Consider the following 20,909-nt stretch of genomic DNA (forward strand, 5'->3'; position numbering starts at 1 on the left):
AGGATACTGTTGTCAGGAGATGAGAGAAATGCCGCAACAAGAACAGGCGAGTCTATGGAGTGATACGGCGGTCAAGATGCTTGATGTGCGCAGTGGTACTGTGCCGCCCGGCGGCGTGCTGAGCGAAACGGAACTGGCGGCAAATCAGCTGCTGCTGGCCATCGGCGGGCAGGGAAGGCTTGTGATGAATGGTGAAGGCAGCCATGTCCAGGCCTCTTTTGCTTGTCATGCTGCCAAGGGATCAGCCTACACTCTGAGTGCGGAATCAGACAACATTCATTATACAGTTATTAGCTACAAGGCCATTCCTGTGGCGGGAGCCGCCCATGTGCTCTTCCCGCAGCGTAATCACCCGCTGCGGACTTCGTTCATTCACTACTCCACGCCCCCGGCGGATCTGCATATGGCAGCGGAGAGAATTGCAGCCAAATGGAGCCGGGGAGAAGGGCTGGAACGCTTCCATGCCAATGCGTTGCTGCAAGGTATGCTCTACGAGCTGATTATGGAGCAGGAACGTGGTCAGGGCGGCAGAGAGCCGGATATGGTGGAGGTTGTTGCCGCCTATATCGCGGGGAACTATCGTCAGGAGCTGGGGCTTAAACAGCTGGCTGCACTGGCCGGATGCGGCGTGCGGCAGCTCCAGCGGCGGTTCAAGCAGGAGAAGCAGCTCGGGCCCATGGAATACGTAATCCGGCTGCGGATGGAGAGCGCAGAACGGATGCTGCGTTATACGGACGCTTCCATCGGCGAGATTGCTGAGCGGACAGGCTACCGCGACATGTATTATTTCAGCAGGGCGTTCAAGAAGCATTATGGAGTTCCCCCGCAGCTCTACAGGCGTACTGCTGCTTCAGCTCCCGGTACGCTTATCGTTCCTTCGGGACGGTCAGAGCGCTTGGCCTCCCTGAACGCTTCACCACGGGGTCCGGTGATCTTCCATCTGCGGGGCGAATATCGTGTCACCGCTGCTCCGCGGCGGATCGCTGTGCTTGACGTCCAGTATGCTGACCATTTGCATGCGCTGGGGATATCCCCCGCAGGAAGCGTAGGCTTCGGAAGCGGGGCGCTGAATTTCCCCGCTTATTTCCGGGAGAGACTATTGGAAACGGAAATGCTCGGAACCTATGAGTACCCGGACCTGCTGGCTGTAGAACGGCTGCGCCCGGACCTGATTATCTGCACTGAGGTGCATGAACCGCACTATGAACGCTTCAGCCGGATTGCGCCAACAATTATGTTCAAGCGCAATGAGAGCTGGCAGACGATTCTGCGCCTATTCGGCGAGCTGACAGGCAAGCAGGCGGAGGCCGAACGCATTATTACCGATTACCTGCGCCGTACGGCATTGCTGTCCGCAGAGCTGGCCCCGGTACTCGCGGGTAAAAGCGTGGCTCTGATCCGTCCGCGCGAGTCCATCGTCAGGGTACATACGGCTTCTCACCGCACAGGCGCTGTGCTGTACCGCGACCTGGGTCTGCCTGCTCCGCGATTCGTGGCAGAACCGTCCTCTGACACGGCTTATCATATCTCCGTGGACAGACTGCCGGCTGTGCATGCCAACTATTACTTTTTGCTGAGCAACGAGAAGATGCAGGAGGGGATATCCATGACAGAGCACAGTGTGAGGGGGATGCTGGGTGCAGACCGGCGGCAGCTTATATACCCGGTGGATGCTGCTACCTGGATCGGCTGTTACGGACCGACTGGCATCAACTGCATTCTGGATCAGGTGGCCCGGGCCTTACTGGCTTGAGCGGACTAGCGGCAGACGGAACCCATGCCAACCAGTCTATCGGTACGTAGCCGCTCACATCTCCCGATCATACTTGAACCGGTAATAGACGCCGTACCCAATCGTGAACAGGTAGCCGAATACCAGTAACAGCACAACGGTGAGGTCAGTCTCCATTAAGGCGAGAGCCAGCATTAAAGCCCCGAATACAAAAATCATCATGTCATAGGCCTTCGCTTTCGCCCGGGTTGCAATGGCGATATTGCGTTCATCGTGCTTGTTGATCTCCATCTGCTTGGCGATGGCGGGGCTATTCTTCAATGCGCGCCGTCCGATGAGTTCTCCCATCCCGCTCCCGAACATGCCGGAAGCAAGCCCGATACAGACATAGGGCAGTGTCCGCATTAACCCCTCCGGGTCTGGATTGGCTCTAATAAGGTACAGGCTGCCAGCCAATAAAATTAGACCTGCAACGACCCCAATATAAGCGGTGACCGATTTCTTCATTTCTTTTCTTCCTCCTCATAAATAAAAATCTCCTCTATGCTCAGCCCGAAATAACGTGCGATCTTGAACGCCAGCAGAATGGACGGATTATAGCGGCCGTTCTCCAGTGAACCAATCGTCTGCCTGGACACCTCAAGCGCCGCTGCTAATTCCTCTTGCCTGATCCCGCGTTGCTTGCGTAATTCTTCCAAACGGTTGTTCATGGAATCACTCTCTTCATGGAAAGTTAACTTTACATATGGAGTGTACTGCATGTTGTATTGAATGTAAAGCTTACTTTCCATTTCGGGGTGGGAGAACTTCTTCACTCCACCTATGCGAACATCCGTGCTACAATATTCCTTGTGAATATATGGAAGGCGGTGGGGCAGTGACTGCAAGACGGCAAGGTGGCAGCCTGCGATACCCATGCCAACCTGCGTAACCGGAATGAAGCGTATGATCTGCTGTTCCGCAGTCAATACGCCTCCTTGATCAATACCACAGAACTTGTTCATTGACGGCGTCTCCGCCCGGTAATATATTAAAATTAAGATTTAATAGGCGGCCCGTGACGGACTGTAGAGGAGAAGAGAAATGAGCCCGACCCATGTGTGGATACCTGTCGTATGTTATTGGCTGCCGATGCTCTTCTTTTTCTACATGGGAATGGATGTGCTGCTGCGCAACCCGAGGAAGATTGAACATCGTCTGGTAAGCGCTACAATTCTATGCTACTTCCTGCTGTTCCTGGAGGAGTACATCCGGTATATGCTGCCGATTGAATATAGTCCGCTGCTGGCTGCGGTCTGGTTCGCCAATGTGGGGATTCTCATTCCAGGGCTTGGCTTCCATCTGATGGCCCGGTTAATCGGCTTGCATAAGCGGATGGCCCGGCCGTGGTATCCCTATCTGTTCCATATATTAACGCTGGCTATTCCAGCAGGACTTATCGGTCAACGTTCCTATACCTCGGTCGAGCTGTTCACGGCCTCCGGGGTGTGGAAATGGCCGGTGGCGAATGGAGCCTATTACGGAACCCTGACAGCCAGCCTGCTGCTGAGCTTCGTTCAGATCGTCATGCTGCGCCGCACGCGCAAGTGGAGTGCAGCCGATCCTGACCAACAGGAGCATGACGGCATCTTCAAGCTGCTGGAGTACGGCTCCTGGGTGACGTTCCTCTGGGTAGCCGTATTTGGCTATTTCCGCTTCCATGAAGTGCTGCCGCCCTATACGTATATCTATGGGGGGTTGATCTGGTGCTTCGTGCTGCGCCTGTCCATGCAGAGATACGAGTTCCTTAATCATTCGGGGCAACGCTATAAAAAAATGTTCCAGATCAACTCGCAGGCTGCGCTGCTCGTCTCGCTGTCCGGCAGCATCAAGGAAGCGAATCCGAGTGCCGGCAAGATGTTTGACCGGCTGACACTCGGGAAGGCCAACCTCGCGGATCTGGGAGGTGCGGATATCGTGGCGAAGCTTCAGGCACAAGCGGATATCGGCGAGCTGGAAATGGTATTGCGCAACGGGGACAGTCTGATTGAGGTCATGATTAATGGGGATTACGTGACCGTGGATCATGAGATTCATGCTGTTCTGCTCATCAGGGATATCCGGCTGCGCAATCAGCATCTGCGCCAGATTGCCTTCATGGCCTATCATGACCCGCTTACCGGGCTGCCGAACCGCAGACAGTTCTATGACAAGCTGGAGGAGGCTCTTGCCGAAGCAGAGCGCAGCGGCGGGGAAGTGGCAATCCTGCTGATCGACCTCGACCGGTTCAAGCAGGTGAACGACCGCTGGGGACATGAAGCCGGAGATCTGGTCTTATGCCATGTGGCTGCCATGATCCGCGAGCAGGTCCAGCCGGACGGGCTTGCGGCCCGCTTCGGCGGCGACGAATTCGTGCTGTTCTGCCCTGTGGGCCGGAACGGGCTGAGCGCCGCAGAGCTGGAGCACCGGCTGCACACGGCTGCCAGTCAGGCTGCACTTGATTACGAAGGCGAAGAGCTGAAGATTGATATGAGCATCGGGATCAGCCTCTACCCGCAGGACGGAACCGCCCCGGATGCCCTGCTGCGCCAGGCGGACAGACGGATGTATGCGATTAAGCGGGGAGAGGCGGAGGGAAATCATGAGATTTGAGATTGGCGGGGGGATGTCGTTAATTGAGGAAACCGTGCGGGAGTTTCTGTGTGAGACGGCAAGGGTCCTCCATATGGAGAGCACTCCGTTACATTCAGGATACCAGGCGGTAGGCTTATTCCGGCACAAGATTCTGCTGGAGAATGAAGGCAGACAAGAGTATATCTCTGTGATTACCAAAATGGCGAATAGTATTGAACGCCGGGTGATGAACCGGTTATGGCAACAGAGAGCTAACGTTCCTTTTAACAGAGCGGTTAATCTCAATTCGGACCAACGGGCGCTCCTATGCATTCAGGATGTAGATTATCAGACGGATTATCAGAATCTGGATATCGGCAGGCTTCAGCACAAGGAAATGCAGGCGCTGGCTTATATTCATAACCATAATCGTGGATTGCAGGAGGAGTTAGCCGGGCTCCCCCGGGTTAACCGTGCATACATAGAGACTATAATTCATGGACTATGGAAGCCCGCATGGGAAGAGGCCAAGCACAATGAACGGTTCGTGGAGACCTTCGGGGCGTATATGTCTGAGATAGATGCCGTATCGGGGAACATAGTGGACGAGCTTGAAGCCGTCTGGAAGGATGACACCACTCACACGCTGATACATAATGATCTGAACCCCGGCAATGTATTGGTACACAATAATGATGACGTTATGTTCATTGACTGGGAAGAAGCGCGCTACGGTTCCCTGTTTCTGGACATCCCGATGCGAGTTGACCGGTCTCAAGCTGGAGAATACCGTGAAGTGCTGGCTTCACTGGGCTGGAAGCTTCCTGCGGATACGTTCGAGCAGAGGTATAGGGCTGCTTCGCGGTATCTCGGCCTGCGTTATATGACTTGGAGCTTGGGGGCGTGGCTTAAGGACCCTGGTACTGAGGGCGGGCTGCGGCGATATTTGGATATGGTTATTGTGTAGTAGAATACTGAACTAGCGAAGTTTAGTGCCTATCGTTTATACTAATACAACCAATTGATTTCATAGGAGCTGTGTCACAACCCATGATCAAGAAAGAAGCCGCACATATCCGCAAACAGTTCAAGATGGACCACGACCAGTTGAATCTGTACGATATTCTGAACGTCTATATTATGAAAGAAACGAACGAAATCTACCACTTCGAGCGCCAGCCGTTCGCCATGCTGGAACGCGAGAAGCAGGAGCTGTATATGAGTAACTTCCGGAAGCTGCTGACGGGCGAGCTGGATCAGAAGCTGTTCGAGTTGAAGTTCCTGGAGGAAGCGGAGGAGCCGTCGCAGGTGATGCTGCACCAGGGGCTGATAACCGGTGACCCGGAGGAGTGGCAGGATCTGATGCTCATGCTGGTGGACAAAATGCTGGTGGATGCCAAGTATGAGAAGGATGCTGTAATCACGTTCGTCCGTGGGCAATACTTCCGGCCGACCAAGGCGCGTAATGACGAAGCGGAGGAGACCGGGAAGGACGAGGTGTTCGCGCATCCGTTCATTCTGTGCAGCGTGAATTCCACGGAGCAGCAACGCAAGACGCTTTTGTTCGATTATGTGGAGCGGGAATTCAAGTATAATATTATGGTTGATCCGATCATCAAGCTGAGTACACCGGAGCAGGGCTTCTTCTATCCGAGTGTGACGGACAACTATTCGGATATTAACCGTGTGCTGTACTGCACGGGAAGCGCGAATAATCCGAACCCGCAGTTTATCGAGCAGGTGCTGAATGCGGAGCGGTCGGTGACGGCGCTGGAGGAACGGTCTATTTTTGAGGACATCGTGAAGGAAGTGGCGGGCGAACAGATCGATGTGGCGACCATTGCCCAGGTATACGAGGAGATTCACCAGGTCATTGAGGACAATGCGGAAGAGGAAGAACCGCCGAGACTCGATTACCGCGATGTGGAGCGTGTGCTGAAGGCCAGCGGCGTGGAGGATGTGACGGCGGAGAAGGTGGAGCGCGCGTTCGAGACCATTGTGGACAATAAGCACTACGAGTTGAAGGCCAGCAGTGTCATCCCGAAGTTCACCTCCAAGTCGATCAAGATCGATACGAAGGTCGCTTCCATCACGATTAGCCCGCAGGACCTGAGATATGTAAGACAAGTGAATTACCAGGGCAAACGCTGCATCATGATTGAGATCGATGAGGATGCGGTGATCGAAGGCTTCACGCTGCTGACGGAGAACTTATCTTAATCTGTACAGATGTATATTGAAAAAGGGCTATCCCGATCTCTCCTAACGAGAGCGGGAGGCCCTTTTATTTGTGGAGGGTGGCTGTGCTAGGAAGAGCTTCCGTATTTCTCCCAGACCGCCGCAAACTTCTTCTCCCAAATCGCCCAGCGCTTCTCGGCGCCGTATTTCGCTTGGAGCTGCTGCAGGTATTGCTCCGCAGTCTCTGTATCCCCTGTATCCAGCAGGAACCCAAAGGTCTCCTCACTTAAATGCAGTGCTATCCGCGGCATATAGTATTCAATAATGGCCCTGGCATCGGTTAGGGTGTACATGAATTGGAGACCCTGATCCAAGTGGAGCAGCAGGTCTGCCGTGAACTTGTCCACATCTACCTCCGGCGTCAGGAAGTAGCGTTCCGGGGCGGCGGGGACGATTTGGTTGATCCGGGCATAGAAGTGAGGCAAGCCCAGAGACGAAGCAGGCCTATATTGCGCAAGCTCTTCGGAATGAAGATTGTAATTCACATAGAAGCTGAGTTGCTTGTGTGTATTGTACTTGAATTTCTGGATATTGATTTTATAGCTGAGTTGGCCTTCTGTTTTGTAGAAATTCAGATCTTTTGTACGATAGCCCTGTGCGGAGAACAAAGGTTTGACGTCCTGCTTGATGATCTGCTTGAACAATTCCTTCATATCTAACAATTCATTCATAGTAAGTAAATCCTCCTTCACCTGGGTTAATTATAGACTACATTTATAACATGTCGGCTGACAGCTATAATTGTACTATAAACAGGATCGCCTCAAATGACTTCATTCTGGGTAAATATAGGATAGGAGGCAGGAGAGGAGGAATGAAGGTAGTGATGAAGAATGTTAAGATTTTATTGTTTTTCTTTGGGTTTGCGGCTGTTATGGTGCTGCTGTTCGGGTGGGGGCTGCCGGTAGTTTTTCAATTATTCCTACATAACGATTACATAAGAAGTCTGACTTTGCTGGTTGTGTTCAGTATGGTGGTATTAGTCAAAAGGTTGAATTGGTCTAATTATCTAGTTTTTGCTGTCGCCATATTCTCGTTCTTGGGCATGATGATCGATACAGCCGGGAACCCCGTAACCAACAAGCCGCTGGAATGGATTGTCTCACCTATAGGTCAGTTGCAGCTGGACCAGGATATCAATAATTATGCGCCAGGCCAGTACGTCATTTCGGATAACCTCTCCATTCTGAAGCCAGGCGGGGAGATGGTTACGCTAAGTACAGTATGGTTATACCTGTACCGGTGCGCTCAGTATCTGGTGCTCTACTCGATTGTAGGCACCTTGCTTGCAGTGATCCGGGGGAGTAAGCCAGAGCGCTGGCCGGTGCCTGCCGCGACCGTAGACGAGACGTTGACACCGGATATGGAGCAGCGGGTAGCCGCTGAGCTGAAGCGCCGGGAGGCAGCAAGCACTACGCTGAGGGTCCTGCCTGAAGAGGTCCAGGAGCATGTCCGGCAGTTAAAAAAGGACGGCAAGCTCATTCTTGCCATCAAGCTCGTCCGTCAGCATACGGATATGCCCCTTGGCGAAGCCAAGCGGTATGTGGAAGAAATGTAGAGGATATTTTTCAGCCCGTTCTGTTCAATCGACAGAGCGGGCTTTTTTGTGCGCATTTTCGTCTTTTTAAATTATACAAGGACTTAAAGCGCACTTATTGACGATATGACTGATATTTATTTGTCGAATTAGTTAAATTTAGCGCGGAAAATGTCGATAAACCATTATGGAAAACTAATGCTTGCTAATGCCGGGCATGTGCAGAATGTGTGCAGCATGTTCAGAGTTTTACGGAAGCGTTATCAATATTATGGAAATGTTCATTCGACAAGGAGGAAAGCGATGTTTGGAAAAATTGGAAAGATAGTCCTGGCTCTGGTATTGGTGGTTGGGCTGCTGCCCATGATGTCGCTCCGTGCTTATGCGGCGGTGCCGTCATTTAATGAAGCGGCTGATTTTGTAATTGAGCCTCCGGTTACGTATTCGGCGGGCAAGAATCTGGCGGATGCGAAGGGTCTACAGGATGGAAGTACGGCGGTTCTGCTGAACTCATTTGTTTATCAGGGGAATTCTTACACAGCCTCTAATTTCTTAAGGGTCTTTAACAGCACAGGAACGCTTATAACGGACGTTAACCTGGGCAGCCTGATGGACACCTATTACAAAATGACGTATGTGAGCATGCTTGCGCTCAATAACGGCAATCTGCTGATTATGTACAGTAAAAGCGACTCCAGCGAATACAACCTGCAGCTGGGCACAGTTACTGAGAGTACACCCAATGCCTATTTCATGGTGCTGGATAAGAACGGCCAGAAGGTGACCGGCCAGACCCGGCTGAATACCTTCAGTGCGGCCAGTCTGCCGCAGCTCACGCGCTTTATATCTGCGGCTGAGCTGTCTAACGGCGATATCGCTTTTTCCTGGCAACGAAATGATAATAAAAGCACGGTTACCCGTGTGTTCACCGCTGCGGGCGTACCGGTATCAAGCGAAACCCTGCTGATCGACGCTAATGCAAGCATGTCCTACGTAGCTGCTGGTGACGGCGTGTATATGGCTGCGTATAATTCAGGACCCTCGAATGATAATATTTACCTGAAGTTATTCAATAACAACGGAACCTCCATAACCACCATTAATGTTGGGGCGAGAACGAATGAGAAGCAGCTGTATCTGTCTACACTGAGCAACGGGAATTTCATGTTCAGCCAGTATAGCTGGCAAACCGGAATCACCAGTGTCTCCTTATATGACAATGCGGGTGTAAGCCAAGGCGGATTCAACGTAAATGGTTCGCTGGGCGAGGCGTCAGCCGCTGTCTACAAGAAAGGCGCGATGCCGGGATTCGTAACGGTTAGTACAGATCCTGTGTCGAATAAGGCCATCGATGATGCCTACAATTACGGTACAGAATGGTCTGGAACCCAGTACGCATACCTGAATTACTATGACAATGACGGGACCCTGCTGTATACAACGGATCAGCCGGTGAATTCTGCTCCTGCTGTATTTCAGGGATACAATGAAGACACCTGGATGTTCAATGTGGAATATTATCCGAAGTTTGCCGTATATCCGGCCTTCGGCGACAAGATTGTTTTCATCACAACAGATAATACAGATGCCACTCATTTCCGAATCACCGGCAAGCTGTTCAACAGGGAGGTCTTAACTCCGGTTGTGCTGCAATCGGCTGTAGCGGACGGTGTGCCGGGAACAACCACTTCAACGAAGATTGATCTGACCTTTGATGCTGCGATTGCCGGATTGACGGCAGACGATATCACGATTACAGATGGTACAGGCTCTGCGGTAAAAGGGTCCTTAAGCGGGTCGGGAACCGCTTGGAGCCTAGCGCTTACTTCAGTCACCGGCGAGGGCGATGTGTCCGTGGCTGTGAATTCGCCAAGCGGATACACGGTTAGCGGTTCGCCGCAGACGGCAACTGTATCGCTGTTCAAGCCAGCGCTGGAGCCGACACCGGCAGCGGTGATTGACTATGAGGCGGAGCAACTTAGCGGTCTGACGGCGAATGGCACGTATACCGTGAACGGTACGGCGGTAACGGCGAGTGCGGCTGGCACCCTGGTGCTGGATCAGAGCTGGCTGGGAGAGTCACTGAGTATTGTGAAGAAGGGGAATGCTTCGACAACCGTAGACAGTGCGGCGCAGGTGCTGGTCATTCCATCCCGTCCGGCAGCCCCTACGGGTGTGACGGCAACGGATGAACTGGCCATAGATGCGAACAACGGTACGCTTGTGAATGTGACTGCTGAGATGGAGTACAAGCAAGGTGCCTTGGGAACGTGGACCGATGTGACGGGTACAACGGTGACGGGGCTTGCTCCGGGTACGTACGAGGTCCGTGTGAAATGGACGGCGGGGTCTTTTGTATCGGAGCCGCATAGTGTAACGGTGAAGGCGTATGTGCCCACACTGGAAGCAACTCCTGCTGCAGTCATTGACTACACAGCCGAGCAGTTGAGCGGCCTGACGGCGAATGGAAAGTATACGGTGAACGGCACGGCGGTAACAGCCGATGCTGCGGGCAAGCTTGCACTGGACAGCAGCTGGCTGGGAACGTCACTGAGTATTGTGAAGCAGGGGAATACTTCGACAACCGTAGACAGTGCGGCGCAGGTGCTGGTCATTCCTTCCCGTCCGGCGGCGCCTACAGGGGTGACAGCAACGGATGAAATGGCGATAGATGCGAAGAACGGTAAGCTTGAGAATGTGACTACTGCGATGGAGTACAAGCAAGGTGCCGCAGGAGCATGGATCGATGTGACGGATACAACGGTGACGGGGCTTGCTCCGGGCACGTATTACGTCCAGTCAAAGGCGACAGCGGGGGCTTTTGCCTCGGAAGCATATCCTGTGACGGTGAAGGCGTATGTGCCAACGGCTGAAGCCACCCCGGCAGCGGTCATTGACTACAAGGCTGAACAACTGGGCGGTCTGTTGGCGAATGGTCTGTACACGGTGAATGGCACGTTATCGGTTCAAGCGGATGTGGCGGGCAAGCTGGCACTGGATAGCTCCTGGCTGGGAACCTCCCTGAGCCTTGTGAAGCAGGGGAATACGTCAACGACTATTGACAGCGCGGCGCAGACCTTGAATATTCCAGTCCGTCCGGCAGCCCCTGCCGGAGTAGCGGCAACGGATGAGACAGCGATTAATGCGAAGAACGGTACGCTTACGAATGTGACTCCGCTCATGGAGTACAAGCAAGGTGCCGCAGGAGCATGGATAGATGTGACGGATACAACGGTGACGGGGCTTGCTCCGGGTACGTACTACGTCCAGATTAAGGCGACATTGACGGCTTTTGCCTCGGAAGCACAGAGCGTGAATGTGGTGGCGTATGTAGCGATACCGGAAGCCACGCCTACAGCGGTCATTGACTATGAAGCAGAGCAGCTGAGCGGGCTTGCGGCCAGTGGCACGTATACACTGAACGGTACGTTGACCGTAACAGCAGATGCAGATGGTAAGCTGGCGCTGGATAGCTCCTGGCTGGGCAGCTCCCTGAGCCTGGTGAAGCAGGGGAATGCGTCCACAACCATTGACAGTGCGGCGCAGAGCTTGACTGTTCCTGCCCGCCCGGCAGCACCTGCCGGAGTAACAGCAACGGATGAGACCGCGATTAACGCGAAGGATGGCACACTCACGAATGTGACTACAGCCATGGAATACAGAAAAGGTACAGCAGGTGCATGGACAGATGTTCCAGGCACCAGCGTAAGCGCACTAGTTCCGGATACGTATTATATCCGTACAAAGGGGACGGTGACAGCTTTTGCCTCGGAAGCACAAGCTGTAACAGTGAATGCTTACGTTCCCATACCGGAAGCTACTCCTACAGCGGTCATTGACTATGAAGCGGAGCAACTGAGCGGGCTTGCGGCGAAAGGCACGTATACAGTGAATGGTTCGTTGACTGTAACGGCGGATGCAGACGGCAAGCTGGCGCTGGATAACGGCTGGCTGGGAAGCTCCCTGAGCCTGGTGAAGCAGGGGAATGCATCCACAACCATCGACAGTGGGGCGCAGACCTTGAACCTTCCTGCCCGCCCGGCAGCGCCTGCCGGAGTAACAGCAACGGATGAGACCGCGATTAACGCGAAGGATGGCACACTCACGAATGTGACTACAGCCATGGAATATAAAAAAGGTGCCGCTGGCGCATGGACAGATGTTCCAGGCACCACGGTGACAGGGCTTGCGCCGGACATCTATTATGTCCGCACGAAGGCGGCAGTAGAGACATTCCGCTCGGCTGCGGCGGCAGTGACGGTGGCATCCTTTGCCTCTGCGGCGGAAGTGACACCTGTTGCGGTGATTGATTTTGCCGCTGAGATATTGACGGGTCTGATCCCGGAAGGCTTATACACTGTAAACGGTGCGGCTGTAACAGCGACAGCGGATGGAACGCTGGTTATAGATAACAGCTGGCTGGGCACCGCATTGAATATCGTGAAGACGGGCAACGGCGTGACCACTACCGACAGTGATGCGCAAATGCTGAGTATTCCTGCCCGTCAGGCTGCTCCGGTTGGGGTGAGTGTCACGGATGTGACCTATAACGGAGCCAATGACGGAACAATGGGGAATCTGACCGTCCAGATGGAATACCAGCTTGGTAACAGTGGTGCTTGGACAGAAGTTACAGACACCACGCTCACCGGTCTAACACCGGGCATGTATTATGTCCGTGTGAAGGCAACGTCAACAGATTTTGCCTCAAATATTGCTCAGGTTACCGTTCATGACTCGGATGCAGTTATCCCGTCTGCACCTGAAGTAGCGGCAGATGATCTGAACAATAAGATTATGGGTCTGAACACCAGCATGGAATTCTCTGTAGATGACGGACCTTACGTAAGGTATGACGGAACCAACCTGCCGGACCTCAGCGGCGAGCATACCGTGAACGTACGGGTTGCGGCCAGCGGATCAGTTCCGGCAGGACCGGCGGCTACACTGACTTTTACAACGAATGTCTTGATCCCTGCCGGAGACCTGGCTGTGAGTGCCAGCGACCCGAGTGGTGCGGCCAATAACGGCTATACGCAAATTAATGTAACGCCTGCACCGGCTGAAGGGCATAAGCTGCTGTATAAGAATTTCGGTGCCGGCAGCATCATCGTTCCGAATGTGGGAGACCTCCTGACCGGATACACACTTGTAGGCAGTCAGGGTCTGATTCCGGCAGCCGATGGAGATACGATTGGCGTTGCTGAGGTAGATGCGGAAGGAAATGTGGTGAAGTACGGCAGTGTCATTGCAGTGGTTGCGGCTACTAATCCGGTAACGCCAGATCCTGATCCGGTCAGTCCGGGCAGTGGAAGTAATCCGAACAGTGGCGGGACTCCTTCCGGAACTCCGGCCATTACGGTCACTGATGTGATTGTCCTTGTGAACGGCAAGGAGGAGAATGCAGGCAAAGCAACCACAACGACCATCGGCAATATCAGAACAACGACCATTGCTGTAGATCCGGCCAGACTTCAGGCGAAGCTGGATGCCGAAGGGAACGGAGCTGTAGTAACCATCCCGATGATGCTGGATTCCAACATTGTTGTCGGTGAGCTGAGCGGCCAGATGATTAAGAATATGGAGAATATGGCGGCAACCCTGGTGCTTCAGACCAGCAAGGGAAGCTATACGTTGCCTGCCTCCGAGATTAACATCGGCGCATTGGCCGGAAGATTAGGAAATGGGGGTAAGCTGGAGGATATTACACTGAGAATTACCATTGGTGAGGCTTCGGCGGCCATGAATCAGGCGGTTACCGCTGCGGCAAGCAGGGGCGGACTTACCCTTGCAGCGCCAGCCCTGGATTTCACAGTTACGGCTTCTTCCGGTACCTCGACCGTAGAGTTGAGCCGGTTCAATGCTTATGTAACACGTACCCTGGCGCTTCCGCAGGGGGTTAACCCTACCCGGGTTACCACAGGGATCGTTGTAGATCCGGATGGAACGGTGCGTCATGTACCGACCAGAATCCTTTTGAAGGACGGTAAATATTATGCAGAGATCAAGAGTCTGACGAACAGTACCTATTCGGTGGTCTGGCATCCGCAGACGTTCGCGGATGTGGAGAAGCATTGGGCGAAGAATGCAGTGAATGACATGGGCTCCCGTCTGGTCATTAACGGGGTGAACGCATCCACGTTCAACCCGAACGCGGACATTACCCGGGCAGAGTTCGCAGCGATTATCGTACGCGGTCTGGGTCTGAAGCTTGGAGAGGGAGCCGCGAAGTATGCAGATGTTCCGGCGAATAGCTGGTATGCCGCAGCTGTCGGGACAGCCTCCGAGGCGGGGCTGATCAACGGCTTCGAGGACGGCACCTTCCGTCCCGATGTCCGGATCACACGTGAGCAGGCCATGAACATCATCGCCAAGGCGATGAAGCTGACCGGTCTCGCGGACCGGACCGGCACAGTGGACACCGCAGGCGTGCTTGCAGCCTTTACCGATGCAGGCCGCGCAGGAGCCTGGGCGAAGGACAGTCTGGCGCTCGCAGCATCCGCCGGCTTGATCACCGGCCGCGGCGGCAATAAGCTGGAGGCGCAGGATAACGTCACCCGCGCAGAAGTGGCGGTACTGATTCAGCGTCTGCTCCGGAAGTCGGAGCTGATTGATTAAAGGATTAGACTAAGATATTCGAATTAGAAAAAGCGGATTCAGGCATTGTGCTGAATTCGCTTTTTTTTGACCGATAAAGTTTAGGGTTTGCCGTATAGCCAATTAGGATAAGGCTCGATCTGGACCTTGGATAACCTGTGGGGAGGGAGATAGCAGGATGGCGGGCGGAAGCAGTTGGATTTTATACACTTACTGCCGAGCGGATGAGTCCTGAAGGGATAGTAGTTGGATAAATGATACTTAATGGATCGCTATTCAGAGAAATTGGCACAATCCCAAGAATTAGTTGCTGTTTTTCCACCTGTTTGCGTACAATCCCCGGAAAGCGATAAATTAAGATACGTTTGTCCACTTGCTGGTTGAACTGAGCGGCAGGAGGCTAGCCCCCCCAAGAAAGTAAGTCCCTCCTCGCGTTATCCATCCTCACCACAATCCCTCCTAGCGCCAGTCCTCTTCACCATCTTTCTTCACCGTCAGTCCTTGGCAGGTCGATTCGCCAGGGGGGAGTAGGACGAGCGTAAACCAAGCTCCTTCATGAACTTGCCTACGGTCCGTTCGCTGATAATGTAGCCTTCTTCTCTTAAGAGAAGAGTAATTCTGGGACTCCCGAATTGGCCCTGGTTAGCTTCGAAAAGGTCGGTGATCCGCGTCAGCAGCAGGGCCTTGCGCTTCGCCTGGTTGCTGACCTCGGCGTTTCTCCATTTGTAGAATCCGCTTCGTGAGACTTCAAGAACCTTACACATCTTCTCTATAGGGAACTCGGAGCGGTGATCTTCAATGAACTGGAACCGCAGTGACTTGGACGGCGGGTGCTCAGGCAGGCACTTTTGCAGGCGGGCAAGCTCCTCATCAGTTGATGACACCGGCTCTGTCGAATCATGCCTTCGATCTGCGTTCTTCATGGGAAAGACCTCCTAGTTACGTTCAGTATGAGGCTCACACCCACCCCGTGAACTCCAGAATACTGGCCTTAGCCGATTGCGCCTCAGACTGCGCACCCTTGCGCCATTCCTTGGGGGAGACGCCCATCAGCTTGGAGAAGCAGCGGTTGAAGCTGGAGATGGAGTGGAAGCCTACTTTTTCGGAAATGTCCAGAATCGAATCCTCTGTGCTCTTGAGCTGTTTGCAGGCTTCTTCGATCCGGGTGCTGCTCAGGAAATCCAGGGGGGCGGTGCCCATCATGTCATGGAATTTGCGGCGGAAGTGGGTGGTGCTCAAATGGCAGAGCTCGGCCAGATCATCAATGGTCATCGGCGTCATATAGTTCCTGGTGATATACTCCAGCGCCGGAGAGATCACAAAATCGCCCTTCAGGCTATGCCCGGCCTCCTGGCCGCTCAAGGCTTCGTTCGTGGAATGGATGCGGAGCAGCTCGATGTACAGGGACAGCAATAAGCCGTAGGCACTCTCCTGATAATAAGGCTTCTGCTGCTGCAATTCGAGGACAATGGAGGTGGCCAGCGTATAGACCAGGGGGTACTTGTCCCTGCTTAGGATACAATTGCTGCCCTGCACTGCCCAGAGATTCGGCTCGAAGCCAGCGTAAGCGCTCTTGAAGGAATGCTGAAACAGATCCTCCGGCGAGAAAAACAGATAGGACCACAGACTGGCCTCTCCCGGAGAACTGTACGTCGTATGGGGCAGATACCGCGGCAGGAAGGTCACATCCCCGGCGGCAAAAGGGACGTCCTCGCCCTTAATCTCCATAATCCCGCTATCCGAATAGCAGATCCCGATCTCCAGATGGTTGTGGAAATGAAGGTGCTCGCTCTTGATATCGGAAATCTTCCAGCGTTCGCCGCTGAGCAGCAGGACAGGGAATTGGATCGGCAGGCTGTAGTGGCGGTACTCGATGACGGGCTTCTTTTTTCTGGGCATATTCAGCAGCTCCTGTCCTTCTTGCGTTAGAATAGGAATGAGGAATAAAGGGTCGAATCTGCGCAGTTTTGATATGAATGTGCTTAGATGTAGAACATTTTACTGCTTACAATAGATTCTGTAAAGCGCTTGCAAGCGGATGGACGGAGGATAGCTGCCTTCAAGAAACGCAGGGAACAGGAGAGGGGAATACACATGCTTCGAGTCAAAGTGAACCGGGAAGAAATCTTGAGCGTAATCGATAAGGTCACCAGGAAGACGCTGGCGATGGACTTAACGTGGGAGTGGCCTTGCGGCGTTGCCTATTACGGGGTGTCCAGAGCCTACCAGACCACGGGGAATCAGGAGTATCTGGACCAGCTGGTGAAGTGGGTGGATGAGTATATTGAGCTGGGGCTGCCCGACTGGACGGTCAACACCTGTGCGATGGGCCATATGCTGATTACCTTGTACGAGGAGACCGGGGACCAGAAGTACTGGGATATTGTGTTGAGTAAAATCGGCTATATCCGGGGGAGCGCGCTGCGGTTCGGGGATCAGGTGCTGCAGCATACGGTCTCGGTATCCAATGACTTCCCGGAGCAGGCCTGGGCGGATACGCTGTTCATGGCGGCGTTCTTCCTGCTGCGTGTGGGCAGCAAGCTGGAGGATCAGGAGCTGATCCAGGACGCGCTTAACCAGTACTACTGGCACATCAAATACTTACAGGACCCAATCACAGGCCTCTGGTTCCACGGCTATAACCATGTGAAGCAGGACCATATGTCCGGGCTGTACTGGGGCCGGGCAAACGCCTGGGGAGCTTATACGATGTCGCAGGTAAAGCCGCTGCTTAAGGAATGGTACCTGTATCCGCAGTGCATGGATGTGGAGTGCTCGCTCCGGGATCAGCTGGCGGCGCTGAAGCTGGTGCAGACGGAGAACGGGCTGTGGCGCACGCTGCTGGACGATGAGGAATCCTATGAAGAGGTGTCGGCGTCCTGCGGGATTGCGGCGGCAATGGTGAATAACGGCAATCCGCTGCATACCAAATATGTGCAAAAGGCCCTGAAGGGCATCCTTGAGAACATTACTGAAGACGGCCGGGTACTGAATGTATCAGGCGGCACGGCTGTCATGAAGGACCGTGATGGCTACCGGCATATCCCGAAGGACTGGACTCAGGGCTGGGGCCAAGGCCTCGCGCTTGCGTTCCTGTCGGATCTGCTTAAATAGGAGGGATTGGCGTTGGCGAACAAATCCACAGGCTCCACAGGAGCTTTTACCCTGCCGGGGGAAGCCGGTTATGAAGCCCTGACGCTGAAGCTTGCCGAACGCTGGGGGGCCGATGTCATTCGTGACAGTGACGGCACGCAGTTGTCGGAAGAGATTACGAATGCCGGATACGGCATCTATTCGACCCTGTGCATCATCCGCGACCATAACGGCTGGGCGGCGAAGAACCCGGACAAGCTGCAGCAGACCTTCCTCATTACAAGTCCGAAGGTGGCTGTGCAGGATTACATATCCATCTACCTGCTGGAGGATTTCTTCGCTGAGCAGTTCCGGGTGAATGATTCCCGGGAGGCGTTCAAGTACTGGCAGGTGTATGACCGGACGACCGGGGAGGAGGTGCCGGGGTGGCAGTGGAATTACGACCGGGAGTCCGGCAACGTGGTGCTGACCGGAATTACGCCTTGGCATAAGTATACCGTCAGCTTCATGGCCTACCGGATCTGGGAAGAAATCTCGATGTACAACCATACGACGAATCACTGGGACAAAGAGCATCTGATGCAGATCGATCCGATGTATGAGGGGACCCGGCAGTACCTGCTGGACTGGATGGAAGACTGGTGCGGGGAGCATCAGGCGACGACCGTGGTCCGGTTCACCTCCCTGTTCTACAATTTCGCCTGGATTTGGGGCAGCAGCGGGCGGAACCGCCATCTGTTCTCGGACTGGGGGTCCTACGATTTCACGGTGAGCGCCCGGGGACTGGATCAGTTCGCCCGGAAGTATGGCTATTCGCTGACCGCAGAGGATTTCGTGAACGGCGGCAAATACCGCGTCAGTCATATCCCGGCGGAGCAGCGCAAGCTGGACTATATGGCTTTTATCAACGACTTCGTTATTGGATTCGGCAAGCAGCTAATTGACATTGTGCATAAGCACGGCAAGCTGGCGTATGTCTTCTACGACGACAGCTGGGTGGGCGCAGAGCCGTATAACGACCGCTTCGGGGAGTTCGGCTTCGACGGGATGATCAAATGCGTGTTCTCGGGCTATGAAGCCAGACTCTGTTCAGGGGTGAAGGTGGATACGCATGAGATCCGGCTGCATCCGTACTTGTTCCCGGTTGGCCTGGGCGGCGCACCTACCTTCATGGAAGGGGGCAATCCCACGCTCGATGCCAAGCAATACTGGATCAGCATCCGGCGTGCCCTCCTGCGGGAGCCGGTTGACCGGATGGGCCTGGGCGGCTATCTGCATCTGGTCGAGCCTTACCCGGATTTCTGCGCGTACATCGAGAAGATTGCGGATGAATTCAGGGAGATCAGGGAGCTGCACCGGCAGGGCAAGCCGTATCAGCTCAAGACTAAGGTAGCTGTTCTGCACTCGTGGGGCAAGCTGCGGTCATGGACCCTGTCCGGCCACTTCCATGAGACGTATATGCATGACCTGATTCATATCAATGAGGCCTTATCCGGCTTGCCGGTGGAGGTGCGGTTCATAGACTTCGAGGATGTCCGCCAGGGGGCCTTGCAGGATGTGGATGTAGTGATTAATGCAGGCAGCGCCGGTTCCGCATGGAGCGGCGGGGACCACTGGAAGGACAGCCAGGCGGTGGATGCCTTGACGGAGTGGGTGTATCAGGGCGGTACGCTCATCGGGGTGAACCAGCCTTCCGCCGTGGACGGCTACGATCACTACTTCCGCATGGCGCATGTTCTTGGGGTAGATGAGGACACCGGCGCACGGGTAGCGCACGGCAAATGGGCTTATGAGGTTCAGGCCGTGCAGGGTCTGGTGCCGGAAGGCGTCAGCCTCATACCGAAGAACGGGGTCTATCTGACGGGCGGGGCTGCTGCGGTGATCCTGGAGGCAGAGGGCAAACTGGCCTTGACGGTGAATAGCTTCGGGAGAGGGAAGGGCATCTACCTGCCGTCCTTTGCCTTCAGCTGGGGGAATGCCCGCCTGCTGCTGAATCTGATCCGCTATGCCGGCAACGAGCTGGAGGAGACCCGCTACCTCCCGGATAACCTCTATACCGAGTGTGCGTATTACCCTGGGAGCAGGCATCTGGTTGTGATTAACAATAGCGACCAGCCGCAGAAGACCACCATCGGGACGGACTATGGTCCGCAGAGTGTGGAACTGGAAGCTTTTGATACGGTGATTCGGGTGATTGGGGAGTAGGGGGATTCTTACACGGGGCCGGCAGGTGGATAGTATGATAGTATAGAGGTACATTTATTTTCCCGTAGGGGTAGAAAAGAGCGTATCATGAGAATCATCATTTCACCTGCCAAAAAGATGAAGACGGACACGGATTTCCTGGAATCCCGCCAGGCTCCGCAGTTCTTAAACGAGTCACAGACGCTCCTGGCCCTGCTGCGCAAGCTGAACTACGAGGAAGCCAAGGCGCTGTGGAAATGCAATGACGCTATTGCCGCGCTGAATATGCAGCGGATTGAAGAGATGGATCTAACCCGGAATCTGACCCCTGCGATCTTCGCCTATGAGGGTATCCAGTACCAGTACATGGCTCCGGGGATTTTTCAGACGGAGGAGCTGGACTATCTGCAGCAGCATTTGCGGATCCTGTCCGGGTTCTATGGAATCGTCCGGCCGTTCGACGGGGTGGTCCCTTACAGGCTGGAGATGCAGGCCAAGCTCGGCGGGCCGGGCTTCAGTTCGCTCTATGAGTTCTGGAACAGAAGACTGGCGGACCAGCTGTTCGCCGAGACTGACACGATTGTGAATCTGGCCTCCAAGGAGTACAGCAAATGCATCTCTCCCTACTTGGGCAGCCATGTCCGGATGGTAAGCTGTGTATTCGGGCAGAGAATCGGCGGCAAGGTCGTGGAGCGGGCGACACTGGTCAAGATGGCCAGAGGCGAGATGGTCCGGTTCATGGCAGAGCGGCAGATTACAAGCGTCGAGGAGATTCAGGGCTTCACCGGGTTTGACTTCCGGTACGAAGCGGCCTTGTCGGATGAGAACACGTATGTGTTCGTCCAGGCGAAGCAAGACAAAGAGTAGACTGATAGAGTGAACAGTATAGAGGGTAATCTTGAAGATGGTGGAAGCGCCGGATTCGGGGTTATCCTT

15 protein-coding genes are annotated in these 20,909 nt (G+C 54.2%); 9 read left to right on the forward strand and 6 right to left on the reverse strand.

The features are described 5' to 3' along the window. Positions 1–28: 28 nt before the first annotated feature. On the forward strand, positions 29–1,753 hold the full coding sequence (locus MHH28_RS26495) for a helix-turn-helix domain-containing protein (RefSeq protein ID WP_405107128.1): 1,725 nt from the start codon (positions 29–31) through the stop codon (positions 1,751–1,753). A gap of 54 nt (positions 1,754–1,807) precedes the next feature. Here MHH28_RS26495 and MHH28_RS26500 read toward each other — a convergent pair whose 3' ends face one another. Next, positions 1,808–2,239 carry a hypothetical protein gene (locus MHH28_RS26500; protein ID WP_405107131.1) on the reverse strand — a complete coding sequence of 144 codons (432 nt, stop codon included), beginning with the start codon at positions 2,237–2,239 and terminating at the stop codon, positions 1,808–1,810. Further along, complete coding sequence (locus MHH28_RS26505) at positions 2,236–2,442, reverse strand: helix-turn-helix transcriptional regulator (protein WP_405107134.1); 207 nt, start codon at positions 2,440–2,442, stop codon at positions 2,236–2,238. Before MHH28_RS26505 ends, MHH28_RS26500 begins: the two co-directional genes overlap by 4 nt. A 373-nt stretch (positions 2,443–2,815) precedes the next feature. Between MHH28_RS26505 and MHH28_RS26510 the strand changes: the two genes are divergently transcribed. The 3 genes from MHH28_RS26510 to MHH28_RS26520 all read left to right on the forward strand — a co-directional run bounded on the left by MHH28_RS26510 (position 2,816) and on the right by MHH28_RS26520 (position 6,544). Next, positions 2,816–4,363, forward strand: coding sequence for a diguanylate cyclase domain-containing protein (locus MHH28_RS26510; protein WP_405107137.1), 1,548 nt, complete (start codon positions 2,816–2,818; stop codon positions 4,361–4,363). Then, positions 4,353–5,291 (forward strand): phosphotransferase, encoded by a 939-nt coding sequence (locus MHH28_RS26515; protein WP_405107140.1) that lies wholly within the window; start codon positions 4,353–4,355, stop codon positions 5,289–5,291. The genes MHH28_RS26510 and MHH28_RS26515 overlap by 11 nt, the downstream gene beginning before the upstream one ends. An 83-nt stretch (positions 5,292–5,374) precedes the next feature. Then, on the forward strand, positions 5,375–6,544 hold the full coding sequence (locus MHH28_RS26520) for a DUF4317 domain-containing protein (RefSeq protein ID WP_036730773.1): 1,170 nt from the start codon (positions 5,375–5,377) through the stop codon (positions 6,542–6,544). 86 nt (positions 6,545–6,630) lie between these two features. On the opposite strand, the gene MHH28_RS26525 is transcribed toward MHH28_RS26520, so the two are convergent. Further along, positions 6,631–7,233, reverse strand: coding sequence for a DUF4304 domain-containing protein (locus MHH28_RS26525; protein ID WP_405107145.1), 603 nt, complete (start codon positions 7,231–7,233; stop codon positions 6,631–6,633). A 152-nt stretch (positions 7,234–7,385) separates the two neighbouring features. On the opposite strand from MHH28_RS26525, the gene MHH28_RS26530 reads away from it, so the two are divergent. Beyond that, the gene (locus tag MHH28_RS26530; protein WP_340956065.1) at positions 7,386–8,120 is read left to right on the forward strand and encodes a hypothetical protein; all 735 of its coding nucleotides are present in this window, start codon (positions 7,386–7,388) and stop codon (positions 8,118–8,120) included. Positions 8,121–8,402: 282 nt separating this feature from the next. After that, the gene (locus MHH28_RS26535; protein ID WP_405107148.1) at positions 8,403–14,717 is read left to right on the forward strand and encodes an S-layer homology domain-containing protein; all 6,315 of its coding nucleotides are present in this window, start codon (positions 8,403–8,405) and stop codon (positions 14,715–14,717) included. A 181-nt stretch (positions 14,718–14,898) separates the two neighbouring features. On the opposite strand, the gene MHH28_RS26540 is transcribed toward MHH28_RS26535, so the two are convergent. The 3 genes from MHH28_RS26540 to MHH28_RS26550 form a co-directional block, all read right to left on the reverse strand. Beyond that, positions 14,899–15,069 carry a hypothetical protein gene (locus tag MHH28_RS26540; protein ID WP_405107151.1) on the reverse strand — a complete coding sequence of 57 codons (171 nt, stop codon included), beginning with the start codon at positions 15,067–15,069 and terminating at the stop codon, positions 14,899–14,901. A gap of 121 nt (positions 15,070–15,190) precedes the next feature. Beyond that, positions 15,191–15,619 carry an IS3 family transposase gene (locus tag MHH28_RS26545; RefSeq protein WP_405107154.1) on the reverse strand — a complete coding sequence of 143 codons (429 nt, stop codon included), beginning with the start codon at positions 15,617–15,619 and terminating at the stop codon, positions 15,191–15,193. A 34-nt stretch (positions 15,620–15,653) separates the two neighbouring features. Further along, complete coding sequence (locus MHH28_RS26550; RefSeq protein WP_405107157.1) at positions 15,654–16,595, reverse strand: helix-turn-helix domain-containing protein; 942 nt, start codon at positions 16,593–16,595, stop codon at positions 15,654–15,656. Between the two features lie 195 nt (positions 16,596–16,790). Here MHH28_RS26550 and MHH28_RS26555 point away from each other — a divergent pair, with 195 nt between their 5' ends. The 3 genes from MHH28_RS26555 (at position 16,791) to yaaA (ending at position 20,840) form a co-directional block, all read left to right on the forward strand. Beyond that, positions 16,791–17,810, forward strand: coding sequence for a glycoside hydrolase family 105 protein (locus tag MHH28_RS26555; RefSeq protein ID WP_405107160.1), 1,020 nt, complete (start codon positions 16,791–16,793; stop codon positions 17,808–17,810). Positions 17,811–17,822: 12 nt separating this feature from the next. Beyond that, complete coding sequence (gene gnpA, locus MHH28_RS26560; RefSeq protein WP_405107163.1) at positions 17,823–19,994, forward strand: 1,3-beta-galactosyl-N-acetylhexosamine phosphorylase; 2,172 nt, start codon at positions 17,823–17,825, stop codon at positions 19,992–19,994. 87 nt (positions 19,995–20,081) lie between these two features. Continuing rightward, entirely contained in the window at positions 20,082–20,840 is a 759-nt protein-coding gene (gene yaaA, locus MHH28_RS26565; RefSeq protein ID WP_405107166.1) for a peroxide stress protein YaaA, read from the forward strand. Positions 20,841–20,909 lie beyond the last annotated feature (69 nt).

Origin of the sequence: Paenibacillus sp. FSL K6-1217 (assembly GCF_045040735.1) — a bacterium.
Lineage (GTDB): Bacteria > Bacillota > Bacilli > Paenibacillales > Paenibacillaceae > Paenibacillus_AQ.